This window comes from Microbacterium songi (genome assembly GCF_042747925.1).
Lineage (GTDB): Bacteria > Actinomycetota > Actinomycetes > Actinomycetales > Microbacteriaceae > Microbacterium.
This window is the reverse complement of the sequence record NZ_JBHZIE010000004.1, coordinates 20,499-39,002: the sequence shown is the minus strand read 5'-3', so window position 1 is coordinate 39,002 and position 18,504 is coordinate 20,499. Positions and strand designations below refer to the sequence as shown.

Below are 18,504 nucleotides of genomic sequence, written 5' to 3'. Positions count from 1 at the left end.
GATCGGCCTCACGAGGGCGCGATCGCACCGGAGGGATGACGATGGCGCACACCCTGACCCCCACGCCCCGCACCGCGACAGACGTCGACGATGTCGCCCGGGTGATCGACGAAGACGGTGAGCGCCTCTCGGACGCGAGGCTCGACCCGTGGATCGCCGATGTGGACGTTCCGTTGCTCCAGCGTCTGTACCGCGACATGGTGCTGGTGAGACGCATCGATGCCGAAGGCGTCGCCCTGCAGAGACAGGGACAGCTCGGCCTGTGGGCACCCTGCCGCGGACAGGAGGCGGTTCAGGTCGGGACCGCGCATGCCCTGCGTTTCGATGACTTCGTCTTCCCCAGTTATCGCGAGCACGGCGTGCTCCACGTCCGTGGTGCGGCGCCGGAGGCTTTTGTGCTCAGCTGGCGCGGCGAGGCCCACTCGAGCTTCGATCCGTACTCCCTGCACACGGCCACTCCCCAGATCATCATCGGAGCGCAGACGCTCCACGCGGTGGGCTACGCGATGGGTATCCAGCGCGACGCCGCGCTCCGGCCGGGCGTGCGTGCCGATCAGGTGGCCGTCACCTATTTCGGCGACGGTGCGACGAGTCAGGGCGACGTGAACGAGGCGATGGTGTTCGCCTCCTCGTTCCAGGCTCCCGTGGTGTTCGTCTGCAGCAACAACCAGTGGGCGATCTCGGAGCCGGTCACGGTGCAGTCGGCCTTCCCGATCGCCGGCCGGGCGCCGGGGTTCGGCATTCCCAGCATCCGGATCGACGGCAACGATGCGCTCGCGTCGCTCGCGGCCATGCGCTGGGCCCTCGACCGCGCGCGTCGCGGGGAGGGGCCGTCGTTCATCGAGGCGGTGACCTACCGCATGGGGCCGCACACGACCTCGGACGACCCGACGCGCTATCGCAATGACGCCGACGTCGAGCGTTGGCTGCGGCGCGACCCGATCACGCGGATGGAGAATCTGCTCCGCGCGCGCGATGCGTTCGACGGGGACTTCACGGAGGGTGTCGCGGCCGAGGCGGACCGTCTCGCGTCCGCCGTCCGCGCGGCCTGCCTCGGATCGGTCTCGCGAGGCCCCCTCGAGGTCCTCGACGACGTGTACGCCGAGCCGCACGCCGGTCTGGACGAGCAGCGCGCCCATTTCGCCACCTATCTCGACGGCTTCGCCGACGGGGGAACGGAGGCCGCGCGATGACCGCCGCGATCGGAGCCGATGTCCGCGCCGGGAGCACCCAGCTGACGATGGCGAAGGCCATCACGCACGGTTTGCGTCAGGCGATGGCCGATGATCCCCACGTCCTGCTCATGGGCGAGGACATCGGCGCATTGGGCGGCGTGTTCCGCGTGACCGACGGACTGCTCGACGAATTCGGTGCCCTGCGGGTCATCGACACCCCCCTCGCGGAGTCCGGCATCATGGGGACGGCCGTCGGCCTGGCGTACCGGGGATACCGGCCGGTCGTCGAGATCCAGTTCGACGGCTTCGTCTATCCGGCGTTCAACCAGATCGTGAGCCAGGTGGCGAAACTCCACTACCGCACCCGCGGTGCCGTCACGATGCCCCTCACCATCCGCATTCCCTGGGCGGGCGGCGTGGGCGCCGCCGAGCACCACTCCGAGTCGCCCGAGGCGTACTTCGTGCACACGTCCGGCCTGCGCGTCGTCGCCGTCTCGAACCCTCAGGACGCCTACACGATGCTCCGCCAGGCGATCGCCTGCGACGACCCGGTGGTGTTCTTCGAACCGAAACGGCTGTACCACGCAAAAGGTCCCGTCGACCTGCAGGGCAACCTGGCCGACGTCGCGCCGATGGGCGTCGCGCGCGTCGCGCGGAGCGGCTCGGACGTCACACTGCTGACGTACGGCGCGCAGGTCACCACGGCGATGGACGCCGCCACGGCCGCAGAGGACGACGGCGTGTCGATCGAGGTCATCGACCTGAGATCCCTTTCGCCGGTGGACTACCGCACGATCGAGGCGTCCGTCCGCAAGACCGGGCGCGTCGTGGTCACCCACGAGGCGGCCCGCGAAGCCGGGGTCGCGGCCGAGCTGATCGCCGGCGTCACCGAGCGGTGCTTCTCGTTCCTCGAATCCGCGCCGGTGCGGGTCACCGGGCACGACATCCCGTATCCGCCCGCCAAGCTCGAGCGCCACCATCTGCCCGATCTCGACCGGATCCTCGACGCGGTCGATCGCGTGATGGACCGCCCGAACAGCATGTCGGGGGTGTGGTCATGACCGAGGACTTCCGTCTGCCGGATCTCGGTGAGGGCCTGCCCGAAGCCGAGCTCGTGCAGTGGCTGGTCGCCGAGGGCGACACGGTGACACTGAACCAGACGATCGCCGAGGTCGAGACGGCGAAGGCGATCGTCGAGCTGCCCTCACCCCACGCGGGCATCATCCAAACGCTTCACGCCACCGCCGGCGACGTCGTGCCGGTCGGATCGGTGTTCGTCACGTTCGAGACGGCGGGCGAGACGGTGCCGTCACCCCGAACCGGACGGGCGGATGCTGCCGCCGACCACGACGCCGCCGAAAAAGCCGTGCCGAATCTCGTCGGGTACGGCGCCGCACCCCGCGGGACGGCTCGGCCGCAGCGACGGGCGCGGGTCGCGGCATCCGCTCATCCCTCGACTCGCGGTGACCTCGCCGTCCGCGACGCGGCTCCGCACGACGCGATCATCGACACCGTGGACGCCCGCGACACCGCCCGGAGCCGCCCACGGTCGACGCCGCCGGTGCGCCGACGGGCGAGAGACCTCGGCATCGACCTCGCGCAGGTGGCGGCATCCGGTCCCACCGGGTTGATCACCCGCGCGGATGTCGAGGCCTTCGCCATGCGCGGACAGCCAGCCGAAACGCCAGCCGAGACGCCAGCCGAAACGCCTGCCGACACGGGGGCGGCTGCGCGCGTCACCCGGGTGCCGATCCGAGGCGTGCGCAAGCACACGGCGGCGGCGATGGTGCAGAGCGCCTTCACCGCTCCGCACGTCACGACGTTCCTCGACGTCGACATCACGGAGACCACGGCGCTCATCGCGTCGCTCAAGGCCGACCGCGCGCTCGACGGACACCGGATCGGCGTCACGGCTGTCGCGGCGAAAGCGGTGTGCCTGGCGCTGGCCCGGCATCCCGGACTGAACTCGCGCTGGGACGAGACGGCCGGCGAGATCGTCGAGCATCACTACGTCAATCTCGGCATGGCGGCGGCGACCGATCGCGGACTCATCGTCCCGAACATCCCCGACGCCGACGCGTTGACACTGGTCGACCTCGCCGATGCGATCGCCGAGCTCACCACGACCGCGCGCACGGGCAAGACGCCGCCCGAGCGCCTCCGCGGAGGGACGTTCTCCCTCACGAACGTGGGCGTGTTCGGGATCGACGCCGGCACGCCGATCCTGAATCCGGGCGAGGCCGGCATCCTCGCGCTCGGCGCGGTGCGGCGCCGACCGTGGGAGCATCGCGGCGAGATCGCGCTCCGGGACGTCATGACGCTCTCGCTCTCGTTCGACCACAGACTGGTGGACGGGGAGCAGGGTGCGCGGTTCCTCGTGGAAGTCGGCGACGTCCTCCGCGAGCCGGGGCGCGCCATGCTGCTGCGCTGAGGTCGCACCTGCAGCGCACGTCGGCGGGACGCGCCGCCCACGCCGGTGGTCAGCGTGCGTTCAGCGCGGTCCGCTAGAGTAGGAACACTGGCGAGATCGTTTCGGTCTCCCTGCGTCGTCAGAACGCCCCTCTTCGTTCCCGCGGCAGGCCTCGGCCCCGCGCATGCAGAACACTTCTCACGGCGAACGGATGCGTCACCCGACGCCTTCGCCCTCTGCCGGCACACCGCCATCGTTGTGCCGGGCCACCACCGTTTCGTGCGGTCGGTGCAGCCTGCCTGAAAGGCACCACTGTGACCACCACCACCGTGACCACTGACACTGTGATCACCGACACCCCCACTTTCGCCGCTCTCGGCGTGCCCGCGCCGATCGTGCGCGTGCTCTCCGAGCAGGGCATCAACGAGCCCTTCCCCATCCAGGTCGACACGCTCCCCGACACGCTCGGTGGACGCGATGTCCTCGGACGCGGCAAGACCGGCTCGGGCAAGACGCTCGCCTTCTCCATCCCGATGGTCGCCCGCCTCGGCGGCAAGCTGGCCGGCGGAAGCCGCCGCGCCGGTCGCCCCCTCGCGCTCGTGCTCGCCCCGACCCGCGAGCTCGCCACGCAGATCGACGCCGTGCTCGCGCCCCTCGCGGCCGCCTACGGCCTGAAGACCACCACGATCTACGGCGGCGTGAACCAGAAGCGTCAGGTCGACGCGCTGAATGCCGGCGTCGACATCGTCGTGGCCTGCCCGGGTCGGCTGGAGGACCTCCTGCAGCAGCGTCACCTCACGCTCGACGCCATCGAGATCACCGTGCTCGACGAGGCCGACCACATGGCCGACCTCGGCTTCCTGCCGGTCGTCACGCGCATCCTCGACAAGACGCCGAACGGTGGCCAGCGTCTGCTGTTCTCCGCGACGCTGGACAACGGTGTGGACAAGCTCGTCCGCCGCTTCCTGCAGAACGAGGTGCTGCACTCCGTCGACGAGGCGAACTCGCCCGTCGCCGCCATGACCCACCACGTCTTCGAGACCCCGGACGCCGACACCAAGAAGGACCTCGTCACGGCGCTCGCACGCGGGCGCGGTCGCCGCATCCTGTTCATGCGAACCAAGCACCACGCCAAGAAGCTCGCGAAGCAGCTCACCGACCAGGGCATCCCCGCGGTCGACCTGCACGGAAACCTGTCGCAGCCCCAGCGCGACCGCAACCTCGCCGCGTTCGGCGACGGTTCGGTGCGCGTCCTCGTGGCGACGGATGTCGCGGCGCGCGGCGTTCACGTCGACGACGTCGAGCTCGTGGTGCACGTCGACCCGCCCACCGAGCACAAGGCATATCTGCACCGCTCCGGTCGCACGGCCCGTGCCGGCAGCGCCGGTGACGTCGTGACGGTCATGCTCCCCGCGCAGCGCAAGGACACCGAGGCGCTGCTGCGCAAGGCGGCCATCTCGGCTCGGCCCATCTCGGTGAAGCACGACTCCGCCGCGGTCACCGATCTCGTCGGTCCCGAGGCCGAGTACGTGAAGCCGCAGCCGCGTGCGGCGGTGCAGCAGTCGCAGGGCGGCGGGCGCTCGCAGGGTGCCAACGCCCAGCGCAAGCGCACGCAGCGCACCGAGGGCACCCGTGGTTCCGGCCAGGGCCGCTCTGAGGGCGGCCGCGGTCAGGCCCGCAGCGATGCGGGCTCGGGTCGTGCCGGTGGAGCCGGCCAGGGCCGCTCCGGCGGGTCGGGTCAGGGTCGCCCGGCTGGGTCGGGCCAGGGTCGCCCGGCAGGCTCGGGCGGGCAGCGTTCCGGGGGTATGCGCGTCGGCGACACCGTGCGCGCGAATCGTCCGAACCGCCGCGCGCAGGGCTGATCCGGTCCGAAGAGGTGTGGGACTGATCTGAGGCGCGCATCGCCGTCCCGTAGTTCTGCAGCACCGCGCGACACGCCGTCTCCTGGCCACAGGAGGCGGCGTTTCGTCACTGTCCGCAGAACTTCGGGACGCCAACCGGCGTGCGCACCCGGTCGCGGGAACACGCCCGACCCTCACGTTGACCTCCACCGCGCGGGGGAGGTGCGCCCGCGATACCTGTCCTAGCGTGGAGTGCACGACGACGTATCCATGAGCACGCGAGGAGGCCGCACCATGACGACCGGAGCACCCCCATCCTCAACCGCCGTGTGGTACTTCGTCGGGGCCACGTTCATCTTCATTTCGCCGATCCTCTTCTTCCGTGACGCCGGCGCGTGGCTGAACATCCTCACCGTCGCGGTGGGCGCGGCCGTGTTCGGCGCGGGGATGGTCGTATTCCGTCGCGAGCAAGCCGCGACGGGCGCGACGGACGACCTCCCGGGTGTGGCGGACCCCGCGGACCCCGCAAGCCCGTCGACCGACACCGGCCACAGAGAGCCGGACGACCTTCCTCGACCTTGAGCCGGGCAGAGTCCACCGATGCGCGGGCTCCTGTGGCGCATCGCCGTCCCGTAGTTCTGCAGCACCGCGCGAGACGCCGTCTCCTGGCCACAGGAGGCGGCGTTTCGTCACTGTCCGCAGAACTTCGGGACGCCAACCACCGTGCGGTACCTCAGCGGGGGACAGGCTCGGCCGGCAGCCCAGAGGCGACACGGACGCCCAGCGGGGACGTCACGCGCTCAGGGCGGCCACAGCCATCGACTCGAGGATGCCGCGGACCGCGGCATCCGACGGGGAACGGCGTCCGTCGCGCATGCTGTGCGGCGTGGAGTTGATCAGCCCGAAGCACGCGTGCGCCCGCACCCGGAGATCGCCCTCCGAGCGTTCGGGATGCCGTGCGTGCAGCACGGTGATCCACATGTCGACGTACTCCCTCTGCAGCCGGCGCACCCGGTGTCGGTCGGCGTCGGCGAGGCTCGAGAGGTCGCGGTCCTGCACCCGGATGACGTCGGCCGAGCCGAGGGCGAACTCGACGTGGAAGCTCACCAGATCCTCGAGCTGGCGCTCCCGGTCGTGAGGCCCCGCCAGCACCTGGGCGCCGCCGTCGCGCAGTCGCTCGCTGACGCCGATCAGAATGGCGCCCAGGAGGGCCTGCTTGTTGGCGAAATGTCGGTAGACGGCCGGGCCGCTCACCCCGACCGCCGCGCCGAGATCCTCGAGGCTGACCGCGGCGAAACCCCGCGCGGCGAAAAGCCGCGCCGCCTCACGGAGGAGGGCGCTCTGGCGATCAGCCTTCGCGCGATCGCGGGTGGTCGTCGTCACCGAGCCGTCACTTGCCATTTCAGTTAATCCTCGCTAACATCAGATCTCGGTTAGTGAACACTAACCAAAGACAGCCCGGGCGGACAACCCGCGTGACCGGATCGTGACGTCGAAGGAGACGCGCATGGCGGTGATCGACCTTCCTGTGATCGATCGACAGTTGTTCGAGCGCACCCGTGATGCCCAGGCGGCACTCGCGGAGGACCTGCGGTCTCGGCTCGCCGCGGCATCCGTCGGTGGTCCCGAGTCATCGCGTCGCCGGCACACGGAGCGAGGAAAACTGCTGCCGCGCGACCGTGTCACCCGTCTGCTGGATGAGGGCAGCCCGTTCCTCGAGGTGGCGCCGCTCGCCGCCACGGGGCTGTACGAGGACAGCGCGCCGGCAGCGGGGGTCATCGCGGGCATCGGGCTCGTTCACGGTCGCCCGGTGATGGTGATCTGCAACGACGCGACGGTGAAGGGCGGGACCTATTTTCCGATGACGGTCAAGAAGCACCTGCGCGCGCAGGAGATCGCGCTCGAGAACCGGCTGCCGTGCATCGCGCTCGTCGATTCCGGGGGCGCCTATCTGCCCATGCAGGATGAGGTGTTCCCCGATCGCGACCACTTCGGACGGATCTTCTTCAACCAGGCGCGCATGTCGGCGGCGGGCATTCCGCAGATCGCCGCGGTGCTGGGCTCGTGCACTGCGGGCGGTGCGTATGTGCCGGCCATGAGCGACGAGACGGTCATCGTCCGCGGGCAGGGCACGATCTTCCTCGGCGGGCCGCCGCTCGTGAAGGCCGCCATCGGCGAGAACGTGACCGCCGAGGAACTGGGCGGCGGCGAGCTGCACGCGCGCCGATCCGGCGTCGTCGACCATCTCGCCGAGGACGACGAGCACGCGCTCGAGATCGTGCGCGACATCGTCGCGACCCTGCCGCTTCCTCCCGTCCCCGCCTGGGAGGTGGTTCCCGCGGTCGAGCCGCTGTCCGCTGTCGACGAGCTGTACGGCGTCGTGCCCGTCGACGTGAACCAGCCCTACGACGTGCGAGCCGTCATCGCGCGTCTGGTCGACGGCAGCGACCTCCACGAGTTCAAGCGCGAATACGGAGACACCCTCGTGACGGGGTTCGCCCGCATCCACGGCCACCCGGTCGGCATCATCGCGAACAACGGCGTGCTGTTCGGCGAGTCCGCGCAGAAGGGCGCCCACTTCATCGAACTGGCGGACCAGCGCGGCATCCCGCTGCTCTTCCTGCAGAACATCTCGGGATTCATGGTGGGACGCGATGCCGAGGCCGGCGGGATCGCGAAGGACGGCGCGAAGATGGTCACCGCCGTGGCCACCACGCGCGTGCCCAAGCTGACGGTCGTCATCGGAGGTTCGTTCGGCGCCGGGAACTACTCGATGTGCGGACGGGCATATTCTCCGCGGTTCCTGTGGACCTGGCCGGCGAGCCGCATCTCGGTGATGGGCGGGCCGCAGGCGGCATCCGTCCTCTCCACCGTCAAGCGCGACCAGCTCGAAGGGCGCGGCGAGGAGTGGTCCGCACAGGAGCAGGCGGCCTTCGAGGCGCCGATCCGCGAGCGCTACGACGAGCAGGGCAGTCCCTACTACGCGACCGCGCGGCTATGGGACGACGGCGTGATCGATCCCGCCGACACCCGGTCGGTCATCGGGCTGGCCCTCGACATCGTCTCCCGCACGCCGCTTCCCGAACCCCGCTTCGGCCTCTTCCGGATATGACGGCGATGCCACCGATCACCGACCGCGCGACGCGATACGATGTGTGTCCGACTGCGTTGTTCGACACCGTGCTCGTCGCCAACCGCGGCGAGATCGCACGCCGGGTCATCCGCACGCTCCGTCGCCTGGGCATCCGCTCGGTCGCCGTCTACAGCGACGCCGACGCCGCCGCCCCCCACGTGCTCGAAGCGGACGTCGCCGTGCGCATCGGGCCCGCGGCCGCGCTGCAGTCCTACCTCTCGATCGACGCCGTCCTCGCGGCGGCCGCGCAGACCGGCGCTCAGGCCGTGCACCCGGGCTACGGGTTCCTGTCGGAGAACACCGCGTTCGCGGCGGCCTGCGAAGAGGCGGGCATCGTGTTCATCGGCCCCACGGTTCAGGCCCTCGATGTGATGGGCGACAAGATCCGTGCGAAGGAGCACGTCGAGCGGCACGGGGTGCCGACGGTGCCCGGTTTCAGCGCCGTCGGCATGTCGGACCGGGAGATCGCCGCCGCCGCGGCGCGCACGGGCTTCCCCCTGCTCGTCAAGCCGTCGGCCGGCGGCGGGGGGAAGGGTATGCAGGTCGTCCGTGAACCCGCCGAGCTCCCGGAAGCCCTCGCCGCCGCACGCCGCGTCGCCGCCGCGGCGTTCGGCGATGACACACTGCTGCTCGAGAGGCTGATCGAGCGCCCCCGCCACATCGAGGTGCAGGTGCTGGCCGACACGCACGGCGCCGTCATCCATCTCGGCGAGCGGGAGTGCACGCTTCAGCGCCGGCACCAGAAGGTCGTCGAGGAGGCGCCGTCGCCGGTGGTGGATGCGGAGACCCGCGAACGCCTCGGAGCCGCTGCCCGTGCGGCTGCGGCATCCGTCGACTACCGGGGCGCGGGCACCGTGGAGTTCCTCGTGGCCGGCGATCGCCCCGACGACTTCTTCTTCATCGAGATGAACACGCGCCTGCAGGTCGAGCATCCGGTCACAGAGATGGTGACCGGTGTCGACCTCGTCGAGCAGCAGGTCCGTGTGGCCGCGGGTCAACCGCTCACCATCGCCCAGCAGGACGTCCCGTGGAACGGCCACGCCATCGAGGCGCGGGTGTACGCCGAGAGCCCGTCGCGCGGTTTCCTGCCGGCGACGGGCGGCGTCCTGTGCTGGGAGCCGGGCGCAGGACTGCGGGCGGATGCCGCGGTGCAGACCGGATCGGTCGTCACCGCCGACTACGATCCGATGATCGCGAAGGTCGTCGCGCACGGGACCGACCGCGCCGAGGCGCTCGCCCTGCTCGAGAGGGGTCTCGCCGACACGGTCCTGCTCGGTGTCGAATCCAACATCGGCTTCCTGCGCGAGCTGCTGTCGGATCCGGCCGTGCGGGCCGGAGACCTCGACACGGGACTGATCGATCGCCTGCCGCCGTTCGTCGACCCGGCGCCGTCGGTGGGAGCGCTCGCGGCGGCGGCGCGGTTCGAGACGCGCGCCGAGCAGGTCGGCTCGCCGTCCTCGAGTCGGGAACGGGCGGCATCCGTTCTCTGGCGCACCGCGACGGGGTGGCGACTCGGCGCGTCGGCCGTCGCCACGACGGCGTGGTTCCTCACGTCGGACGGCGGCATCGTCCATTCATCCGTGCCTTTCCGACCTCGGAACGGACGGCAGGATCGAGACGGCACAGACGAACCGGCCCGATCCGATGCGGCGGCGGAGCAGGGCATCCGTCTCGCCCGAGACGCAGACGGCCTGCTGTGGGTGCATGCCGACGGAGTCACGGCAACGCTGCGCCCGATCACGCGACGCGAGGCGATGCTGCACCGGCTCGCCACCCGCGAACGAGCGGATGCCTCGGCCTCACCCGACCTCAGGGCGCCGATGCCCGGGGCCGTGGTCGCCGTGCACGTCGCGGACGGCGCCCGCGTGCGGACGGGCGAGCGGGTCGTGACCATCGAGGCGATGAAGATGGAGCAGCCGCTGGTCGCGCCGCACGACGGCATCGTGTCTCTGCGGGTGGCGATCGGCGAACAGGTGCGCCGCGACCAGGTCCTCGCACGGGTGACCGCGCCATGACACGCCGCCTGGCCCCGACCCACCGCCGCACACGCCCACGAGGCATCCGCCCCCGCTCCCGATCCTGGAGGACACCATGAAGTACGACGATCTGACCGATGACGAGCAGCAGCTCGCCGACATGGTGCGCGAGTTCGCCGAGGAGGTCGTGGCTCCCCAGGCGTACGAGGCGGACCGCACGCACACCCTGCCGCTGGACGTGGTCGCCCAGATGGGGGAGATGGGGCTTTTCGGGCTGCCCTTCCCCGAGGAGTACGGCGGCCAGGGCGGGGACTACTTCGCGCTCTGCGTGGCGATCGAAGCGCTCGGCCGCGTCGACCAGTCCCTCGCGATCACGCTCGAGGCCGGCGTCAGCCTGGGGGCGATGCCCGTGTTCCGGTTCGGCACCGACGCGCAGAAGCAGGAGCTGCTGCCCGATCTGCTGGCAGGACGGGCGCTGGCGGGCTTCGGGCTCACCGAGCCGGAGGCGGGTTCGGATGCGGGTGCGACGCGCACCACGGCGCGGGCCGAGGGGGAGGAGTGGGTGGTGAACGGGTCGAAGCAGTTCATCACGAACTCGGGAACGGCGATCACCAGATTCGTGACGGTCACGGCCGTGACCGGCGAGCGTGACGGCCGCAAGGAGATCTCGACCATCATCGTGCCCAGCGGAACCGAGGGCTTCACCGTGGGACCGGGGTACGACAAGGTCGGGTGGCACGCTTCCGACACCCACCCGCTGACGTTCGTCGACGCCCGCGTGCCGGCGACGAATCTGCTGGGCGAGCGCGGCCGAGGGTTCGCCAACTTCCTCCACATCCTCGACGAGGGGCGCATTGCGATCGCCGCGCTGTCGACGGGTGCGGCCGAGGGGTGCCTGGAGGCGGCCGTCGACTACGCCAAGAAGCGCACCGTCTTCGGCGAAACGCTGTCGACCCGGCAGAGCATCCAGTTCATGATCGCCCGCATGCAGCTGCGCGTGCACAACGCGCGCCTCGCGTGGCACTACGCGGCCCGTCTGCGCGACGCCGGCAAGCCGTTCAAGACCGAGGCCGCGATCGCCAAGCTGACGGCCAGCGACGCGGCGATGGACAACGCCCGCGATGCGACCCAGATCTTCGGGGGCAACGGCTTCATGAACGAGTACCCGGTCGCGCGCCACTACCGCGACTCGAAGATCCTCGAGATCGGCGAGGGCACCACCGAGGTGCAGCTCCTGGTGATCGCGCGGTCGCTCGGGCTCGACGGGTAGCGTGATCGCCATGGCATCCGAAGACTCCGCCGTTTCCGCCGACCCGCTCGCGTCCCCGCACGGGGTCGTGCAGCGGGGCCTGTTCGCCGATGAGATGCAGGTCGGCGCCCGCTATCTGCATCGCCCCGGTCGCACCGCGACCGAGGCCGACAACGTGCTGTTCTCCTCGCTGACCATGAACACGCAGGCGCTGCATCTCGACGCCGCCTACGCGGCGACCCAGCCGTTCGGGCAGAGGCTGATGAACTCGATGTGGACGCTCGCCACGATGGTCGGGGCATCCGTCTCGCAACTGACGCAGGGCACGCTCGTGGCGCAGGTGGGACTGAGCGACATCGCCTTCCCCGCGCCGCTCTTCGCGGGCGACACCCTCTACGTCGACACCGAGATCGTCGCGGTGCGCGACTCCTCGTCGCGTCCGGGTCAGGCCGTCGTGACGCTGCGCCACACCGGACGCAACCAGGACGACACCGTGGTGGCCACGGCGACGCGGGCCGCGCTCATGTGGCGAACGGATGCCGCGTGCCGCAACGCCACCGCCGGTCAGGCGTCTCCCGCCCCCGTGGACGCCCCGTGACCGCCTTCGCGCTCGGGCCCGCGCTGCTGTTCTGTCCCGCCGACCGCCCCGAGCGCTTCGCGAAGGCCGTCGAGCGCTCCGACGCCGTGATCCTCGACCTGGAGGACGCCGTCGCACCCGGTGCCAAGGTCGCGGCGCGCGGAGCGCTGATCGAGTCCGAACTCGACCCCGAGCGCGTGATCGTCCGTGTGAACCCCCCCGGCACCGACGCATTCGTGGCCGATATCGCCACGCTCTCACAGACCGACTACCGCAGGGTCATGGTCGCCAAGGCCGAGAGCGCGAAGCAACTCTCCGCCATCGACGGCCGCTACTCGATCGTCGCGCTCTGCGAGACCGCGCGCGGGGTCGCCGCCGCCGACAAGCTGGCCGCCCACGAGCAGGTGGTGGCGCTCATGTGGGGTGCCGAAGACCTCGTCGCCAGCCTCGGGGGCTCCTCGAGCCGGAAGCCGAACGGACGTTACCGGGACGTCGCGCGCGTCGCCCGGTCGCGGGTACTCCTGGCCGCCGGATCGCGAGGCAAGGCGGCGATCGACGCCGTGCACCTCGACATCGCCGACGTGAAACGGCTGCGGATCGAGGCCACGGATGCCGCGGCATCCGGTTTCTCGGCCACCGCGTGCATCCACCCGAGCCAAGTGCCCGTCATCCGGGCCGCCTACCGGCCCGACGAGGAACTCATCGTCTGGGCGCGCAGCGTGCTGGGCACGGCGGAGACGGAGCGGGGTGTGTTCACCTACCAGGGACGGATGGTGGACGAGCCGGTGCTGCGGCACGCCCGCGCGCTCCTCGGGCGCGCGGATCAGTCCGCCTGAGAGCGGAGCGCGACTCAGGCGACGGGGGACGCCAGGCGCAGACGGTCTCGCTCGAACAGGATCGGGTGGGCGGAGCCGTTGGCCAGACGCACGCCCGGGGGTGGGAACTCTCCCGCACTCGCATGGAGGAGCACTTCGCGGATGAGGGCTCCGTGGGCCACGGCGATCAGCGTCGCCCCGCCCGCGCCGGTCGCCGCGCGCGTGTCATGCACGACACGACGCAGCCCCCGCAGTGCACGATCGCGCAGCTGCAGACGGGTCTCCGCGCCGGGCACATCGGCGCTGTTCCAGTCGCCCCAGCGCCGACGGAACTCGTCGACGTCGAGTCCTTCCGCTTCTCCGTAGGCGCGCTCGCGCAGGTCGGCATACGGACGGGGAGCCGCCGTCCCCAGCTCTGTCGCGATGATCTCGGCCGTCTCCCGTGCGCGCGACAGGTCGCTCGAAACGACCACGACGGGCAGATGACGCGGGAGATCCTCACGGAGCGCCGCCGCGGCATCCCGTGCCTGCTGCCGGCCGGTGTCGTTCAGGGGGATGTCCGTCGACCCCTGGATCAGGCGGTCCCGGTTCCAGTCGGTTTCACCGTGCCGGACGAGGGTGAGAAGAGTCACGCTTCGAGCCTAAGCGCGCCGGCACTCACCGAGCGGCGGGCAGGGCCACCGCGAGGGCGCTGAGGACTTCGCTCGTCCCCGCATCGACCTTCACCGTGGCCTTGCCGTCGGCGCGGGTCGCACCGCGGTTGAGGATGACGACCGGGAGCTTCCGTCGCCGCGCGCGCTCCACCAAGCGGATGCCGGAGTTCACGACCAGCGACGACCCGGCCACGATGAGCGCCTCGCTGGTCTGGACCAGCTGCTCCGCCTCGCGGAACTTCTCGGCGGGAATGAACTCGCCGAAGAACACGACGTCCGGCTTGAGCATGCCTCCGCAGACGCTGCAGTCAGGCACGCGGAAGCCGTCCGCGGTCTCGGGTGACACGTCTCCGTCCGGCCCGAGGATGACGTCCTCGTCGACCCCGATCCACGGGTTCTCGAGTTCGACCCGGACCGCGAGGTCGCGGCGGTCGAACACCTGACCGCAGTGCGTGCAGAACACCCGGCGCATGGTTCCGTGCAGCTCGACGACCCTGCGGCTGCCCGCGCGCACATGCAGCCCGTCGACGTTCTGGGTGATGACTCCCGTGGCGATCCCGGAGGCCTCGAGATCGGCGATCGCCTCGTGCCCCGCGTTGGGCTGAGCCGCCGCGAACGCGCGCCAGCCCAGGTGCGACCCGACCCAGTAACGCCGTCGGGCGGCGTCGCTCGCGTAGAACTGGTCGACTGTCATCGGGGTGCGGGTGGGCGCACCTTTCCCGCGGTAGTCCGGGATACCCGAGTCGGTGGACACACCGGCACCCGTGACGATAGCCACGCGGCGGCCGGCGAGCGCATCGATGGCGCGCCCGACCATCGCCGTCGTCTGCGGGTCGAATCCGACCAGTGCCGACATGCGCTCACCTCCTCGCACTTTCGAGCATACGGGCCGCGCTTTTCGCGGAGGTTACGCGGAGTGCCGGCCGGGTGACCTGCGAGAGTGGGCGAGGAGGAATCATGCACATCGAGACCATCGTGGAGGCGGACGACCCGCGCCTGGCGGACTACCGGGATCTGACGGACGTCGCGCTGCGCCGCGTGCTGGAGCCCGCCGGAGGGCTGTACATCGCCGAATCGGCGAAGGTGCTCGGCCGGGCGATCGCGGCAGGCCACCGTCCGCGATCGGTGCTCGTGCAGGACAAGTGGCTGGCGGATGTGCGTGAACTTCTCGCCGCGGATGTCGACGACGTGCCGGTCTTCGTCGTCTCCGCCGACCTCGCCGAGAGCGTCACCGGATACGCCGTGCACCGTGGGCTGCTCGCGGCGATGCACCGGCCATCACCGCTCGCGGTGGCCGACGTCGTGCGCGGAGCGCGCACGGTGCTGATCCTCGAGGACATCATGGACCACACCAACGTGGGCGCGGCCTTCCGTGGAGCCGCGGGTCTCGGCGCGGACGCCGTGCTGGTCTCGCCCCGCTGCGCCGACCCGCTCTACCGCCGCAGCGTGCGCGTGAGCATGGGGACGGTGTTCCAGGTGCCGTGGACCAGACTCCCGGAGTGGCGGGAGGCCGGTCCGCAGCTGAAGGACCTGGGCTTCGTCCTGGCCGCTCTGGCCCTCGCCGATGAAGCGGTGCCGCTGGACGAGTTCGCCGCTCGACGTCCGGAACGCGTGGCGCTCATGATGGGGGCCGAGGGCGACGGACTGAGCAGGAAGGCCCTGGCCGTCGCCGACACCGTGGTGACGATCCCGATGGCCGGCGGGGTCGATTCCCTCAACGTCGCCGCGGCGTCGGCGGTGGCGCTCTGGGCGCTCCGCTGACGAGACCGGACGACTCAGACCTGCTCGCCGCGGGGGGCCGCGGCATCCGTCCCCGGCGCGAGGGTGATGATGGGCAGCGGTTGGGGCCGCTTGGCGGAGATCTCGTCGCCCGACGATTGATGCCGCAGTCGCCGGAGCACCCACGGCATGAGGTATGACCGCGCCCACACCAGATCGACGCTGCGCGCCTGCCGCCATGTGCGCAGCGGCTGCGTGTCGGGCTGCATCGCCTGCAGGTCGTTCGGAACGTTGAGCGTGCGCAGCACCATCCGCGCGACTTCGTGATGACCGAGCGCGTTGTAGTGCAGGCGGTCGTCATCGAAGAAACGCATGTCCTGCACCTCTTTGAGCGCCCACTGATCGGCCACGATGCAGTCATGGCGTTCGGCGATCGCGCGGATGTTCTCGTTGTAGATCGCGACCTTGCCGCGGATGCCGCGGAACACGGGCGTGAATTCGGTGTCGATGCCCGTGAACACCACGATCGTGGCCCCGTCGCGGCTCAGGCGGATCACCGCGTCCTCGAACTGGGCGGCGATCGCGTCGGGGTCGGCGCCCGGGCGGATCACGTCATTCCCGCCGGCGGACAGGGTGATCAGGTCGGGGGAGAGGGCGAGTGCGGGCTCGATCTGGTCGGCCACGATCTGCGCGATGAGCTTTCCCCGCACGGCGAGGTTGGCGTAGGCGAAGTCGTCGACCTGCAGTGCGAGCACCTCGGCGACGCGGTCGGCCCATCCGCGGTGCCCGTCGGGCGACTCGGGGTCCGGGTCGCCGATGCCTTCGGTGAAGGAGTCGCCGAGGGCGACGTACCGGCGCCACGGGTGCGGGGTCTGATTGTCGATGAAAAGGGGGCGAGGGGTGGTGTCGTCCGACTCTGGCATGTGCGTCCTCCGTCAGCGGTCTGGATCGAGAGTATCCCCACTCGGTGACATGCACCGGGCCCGGATGTCAGCGCTCTCGTCTATCGTGGTGAGTCGCCCCCGCCGGGGTGACGGCAGGGAAAGGGGGCCCACGATCGACGATTCAGCGGCTCCCGAGCGCATGCTCGACGATCGGCCGGGCGCGAACGATGCGGGCGGAGACGCCGCCTCGCCCGGCGACGGAGAGCACTTCGGCGGGTTCGCCGCCGAGCATCTGTCGCCGGCTTACCCGCAGCGTGCGCCGTGGGGCACCGCGCAGCGGCTGCGGGCGTGGCAGGTCGAGGCACTCGACCTGTACTTCCGACTGGACGGACCGGACGGCCCCGGCTCCGGCCCACGGGACTTCCTCGCGGCGGCGACCCCCGGCGCGGGCAAGACGACGTTCGCCCTGCGCCTCGCGAGCGAGCTCATGCGCCGGCGGGTGATCGAGCGGATCGTGGTCGTCGCCCCGACCGAGCACCTGAAGACCCAGTGGGCCGATGCCGCGGCCCGCGTCGGCATCCGGCTCGATCCCGCCTTCAGCAACCGTCACGCCGCCCCCGGTCGGCACTACCACGGCGTCGCGGTGACCTACGCGCAGGTCGCGACCAAATCGTCGGTGCACGAGCGGCTGATCCTCGATGCGCGCACGCTGGTCATCCTCGACGAGGTCCACCACGGCGGTGACGCCCTCAGCTGGGGGGAGGCCCTGCGGGAGGCGTTCGCGCGCGCGACGCGCCGGCTCCTTCTGTCGGGCACCCCGTTCCGGAGTGACACCGCACCGATCCCGTTCGTGGAGTACCACCCCGACCCGCACGGCATCCGTCTCTCGCGCTCCGACTACGCGTACGGCTATCAGCGGGCTCTCGAGGACGGCGTCGTGCGTCCGGTCATCTTCCTCGTCTACGCCGGCAAGATGCGCTGGCGCACCAAGACCGGCGATGAGATGGAGGCCCATCTCGGCCAGGACAACACCAAGGACATCACCGCCCAGGCGTGGCGGACCGCGCTCGATCCCGAGGGCGAATGGATCCCGGCGGTGTTGCGCTCGGCCGACCGGCGTCTCTCCGAGGTGCGCGAGCAGGTGCCCGACGCGGGGGGTCTGGTGATCGCGACCGATCAGACGGCTGCGCGCGCGTATGCGACGATTCTGAACGAACTCACGGGCGAGATGCCGACCGTCGTCCTCTCGGACGAGTCCGAGGCGTCCTCTCGGATCGAGACGTTCTCGCAGAGCACCTCGCGGTGGATGGTCGCGGTGCGCATGGTATCGGAGGGCGTCGACGTGCCGCGGCTCGCCGTGGGTGTCTACGCGACCTCCGCGTCGACTCCGCTGTTCTTCGCACAGGCCATCGGACGCTTCGTCCGCGCTCGTCGACGTGGTGAGACCGCAAGCGTGTTCCTTCCGAACGTGCCGCAGCTGCTGGCCCTGGCGAGCGAGCTCGAGCGCCAGCGCGACCACGCCCTCGACCGCGACAGCACCGGCGACGACGAGTGGTCGCTGGACGAGGACGCGATGGATGCCGCAGAGCGCGGGGAATCGGCATCCGACGCCCTGACCTACGACTTCACGTACCAGGCGCTCGCCTCCCACGCGCATTTCGACCGCGTGCTCTTCGACGGCAAGGAGTTCGGGCAGCTCGCCGTCCCCGGCACGCCGGAGGAAGAGGAGTTCCTGGGGCTGCCGGGGCTGCTCGAACCCGAGCACGTGCACGATCTGCTCATGCAGCGGCAGGCGCGCCAGGGGCGTCACCGGAGCGCGCGCGAGGCGCAGGAAGCAGCATCCGGTGAACCGGTCCAACCCGCGCTCCCCGCTGCCCTGCATCGCACGCTGAAAGAGCAGCGGCAGCTGCTGAACAGCCTCGTGGGGCTGTACGCGCGACAGAGCGGCGAGCCCCACGGTGCCGTGCACGCCGAGCTGCGGCGCATCACCGGCGGTCCGGCCGTCTCCGCGGCGACCGTCGCCCAGCTGCAGTCGCGCATCGATGTCCTGCGTTCGCGGGTGCGTTCGTAGC

Annotated in this window: 16 protein-coding genes; 12 read left to right on the top strand and 4 right to left on the bottom strand. The window is 70.7% G+C overall.

The annotated features are described in order from the left end of the window. Positions 1-35 precede the first annotated feature (35 nt). The 5 genes from pdhA (at position 36) to ACFM35_RS06600 (ending at position 6,008) form a co-directional block, all read left to right on the top strand. Entirely contained in the window at positions 36-1,193 is a 1,158-nt protein-coding gene (gene pdhA, locus ACFM35_RS06620; protein WP_378839951.1) for a pyruvate dehydrogenase (acetyl-transferring) E1 component subunit alpha, read from the top strand. Positions 1,194-1,240: 47 nt separating this feature from the next. Further along, positions 1,241-2,236: an alpha-ketoacid dehydrogenase subunit beta gene (locus ACFM35_RS06615; RefSeq protein WP_378840666.1), complete on the top strand. Its 996-nt coding sequence runs from the start codon at positions 1,241-1,243 to the stop codon at positions 2,234-2,236. Next, entirely contained in the window at positions 2,233-3,606 is a 1,374-nt protein-coding gene (locus ACFM35_RS06610; RefSeq protein WP_378839949.1) for a dihydrolipoamide acetyltransferase family protein, read from the top strand. The genes ACFM35_RS06615 and ACFM35_RS06610 overlap by 4 nt, the downstream gene beginning before the upstream one ends. Before the next feature lie 293 nt (positions 3,607-3,899). After that, positions 3,900-5,447 carry a DEAD/DEAH box helicase gene (locus tag ACFM35_RS06605; RefSeq protein ID WP_378839945.1) on the top strand — a complete coding sequence of 516 codons (1,548 nt, stop codon included), beginning with the start codon at positions 3,900-3,902 and terminating at the stop codon, positions 5,445-5,447. A gap of 273 nt (positions 5,448-5,720) precedes the next feature. After that, entirely contained in the window at positions 5,721-6,008 is a 288-nt protein-coding gene (locus ACFM35_RS06600) for a hypothetical protein (RefSeq protein WP_378839943.1), read from the top strand. 210 nt (positions 6,009-6,218) lie between these two features. On the opposite strand, the gene ACFM35_RS06595 is transcribed toward ACFM35_RS06600, so the two are convergent. Then, on the bottom strand, positions 6,219-6,827 hold the full coding sequence (locus ACFM35_RS06595; protein ID WP_378839941.1) for an SACE_7040 family transcriptional regulator: 609 nt from the start codon (positions 6,825-6,827) through the stop codon (positions 6,219-6,221). Positions 6,828-6,933: 106 nt separating this feature from the next. On the opposite strand from ACFM35_RS06595, the gene ACFM35_RS06590 reads away from it, so the two are divergent. From ACFM35_RS06590 to ACFM35_RS06570, 5 genes are all read left to right on the top strand, one after another. Further along, a complete protein-coding gene (locus ACFM35_RS06590) occupies positions 6,934-8,538 on the top strand; it encodes a carboxyl transferase domain-containing protein (RefSeq protein ID WP_378839939.1) in 1,605 nt (534 codons plus the stop codon). Next, positions 8,535-10,574: an acetyl/propionyl/methylcrotonyl-CoA carboxylase subunit alpha gene (locus tag ACFM35_RS06585; protein ID WP_378839936.1), complete on the top strand. Its 2,040-nt coding sequence runs from the start codon at positions 8,535-8,537 to the stop codon at positions 10,572-10,574. The genes ACFM35_RS06590 and ACFM35_RS06585 overlap by 4 nt, the downstream gene beginning before the upstream one ends. A gap of 76 nt (positions 10,575-10,650) precedes the next feature. Then, positions 10,651-11,805, top strand: coding sequence for an acyl-CoA dehydrogenase family protein (locus ACFM35_RS06580; protein WP_378839934.1), 1,155 nt, complete (start codon positions 10,651-10,653; stop codon positions 11,803-11,805). A 10-nt stretch (positions 11,806-11,815) separates the two neighbouring features. Beyond that, entirely contained in the window at positions 11,816-12,382 is a 567-nt protein-coding gene (locus ACFM35_RS06575) for a MaoC family dehydratase (RefSeq protein WP_378839931.1), read from the top strand. Further along, entirely contained in the window at positions 12,379-13,197 is an 819-nt protein-coding gene (locus ACFM35_RS06570; protein WP_378839929.1) for an HpcH/HpaI aldolase/citrate lyase family protein, read from the top strand. The genes ACFM35_RS06575 and ACFM35_RS06570 overlap by 4 nt, the downstream gene beginning before the upstream one ends. A 14-nt stretch (positions 13,198-13,211) precedes the next feature. On the opposite strand, the gene ACFM35_RS06565 is transcribed toward ACFM35_RS06570, so the two are convergent. Both ACFM35_RS06565 and ACFM35_RS06560 read right to left on the bottom strand, forming a co-directional pair. After that, positions 13,212-13,808 carry a histidine phosphatase family protein gene (locus tag ACFM35_RS06565; RefSeq protein ID WP_378839927.1) on the bottom strand — a complete coding sequence of 199 codons (597 nt, stop codon included), beginning with the start codon at positions 13,806-13,808 and terminating at the stop codon, positions 13,212-13,214. 25 nt (positions 13,809-13,833) lie between these two features. After that, complete coding sequence (locus ACFM35_RS06560; protein ID WP_378839924.1) at positions 13,834-14,685, bottom strand: Sir2 family NAD-dependent protein deacetylase; 852 nt, start codon at positions 14,683-14,685, stop codon at positions 13,834-13,836. Positions 14,686-14,786: 101 nt separating this feature from the next. Between ACFM35_RS06560 and ACFM35_RS06555 the strand changes: the two genes are divergently transcribed. Then, positions 14,787-15,590, top strand: coding sequence for a TrmH family RNA methyltransferase (locus ACFM35_RS06555; RefSeq protein WP_378839922.1), 804 nt, complete (start codon positions 14,787-14,789; stop codon positions 15,588-15,590). A gap of 14 nt (positions 15,591-15,604) precedes the next feature. Here the strand turns inward: ACFM35_RS06555 and ACFM35_RS06550 are convergent, their stop codons facing one another. Next, positions 15,605-16,471 carry an SGNH/GDSL hydrolase family protein gene (locus ACFM35_RS06550; protein ID WP_378839920.1) on the bottom strand — a complete coding sequence of 289 codons (867 nt, stop codon included), beginning with the start codon at positions 16,469-16,471 and terminating at the stop codon, positions 15,605-15,607. A 160-nt stretch (positions 16,472-16,631) separates the two neighbouring features. Between ACFM35_RS06550 and ACFM35_RS06545 the strand changes: the two genes are divergently transcribed. Further along, on the top strand, positions 16,632-18,503 hold the full coding sequence (locus tag ACFM35_RS06545) for a DEAD/DEAH box helicase (RefSeq protein ID WP_378840664.1): 1,872 nt from the start codon (positions 16,632-16,634) through the stop codon (positions 18,501-18,503). Position 18,504: the final 1 nt, after the last annotated feature.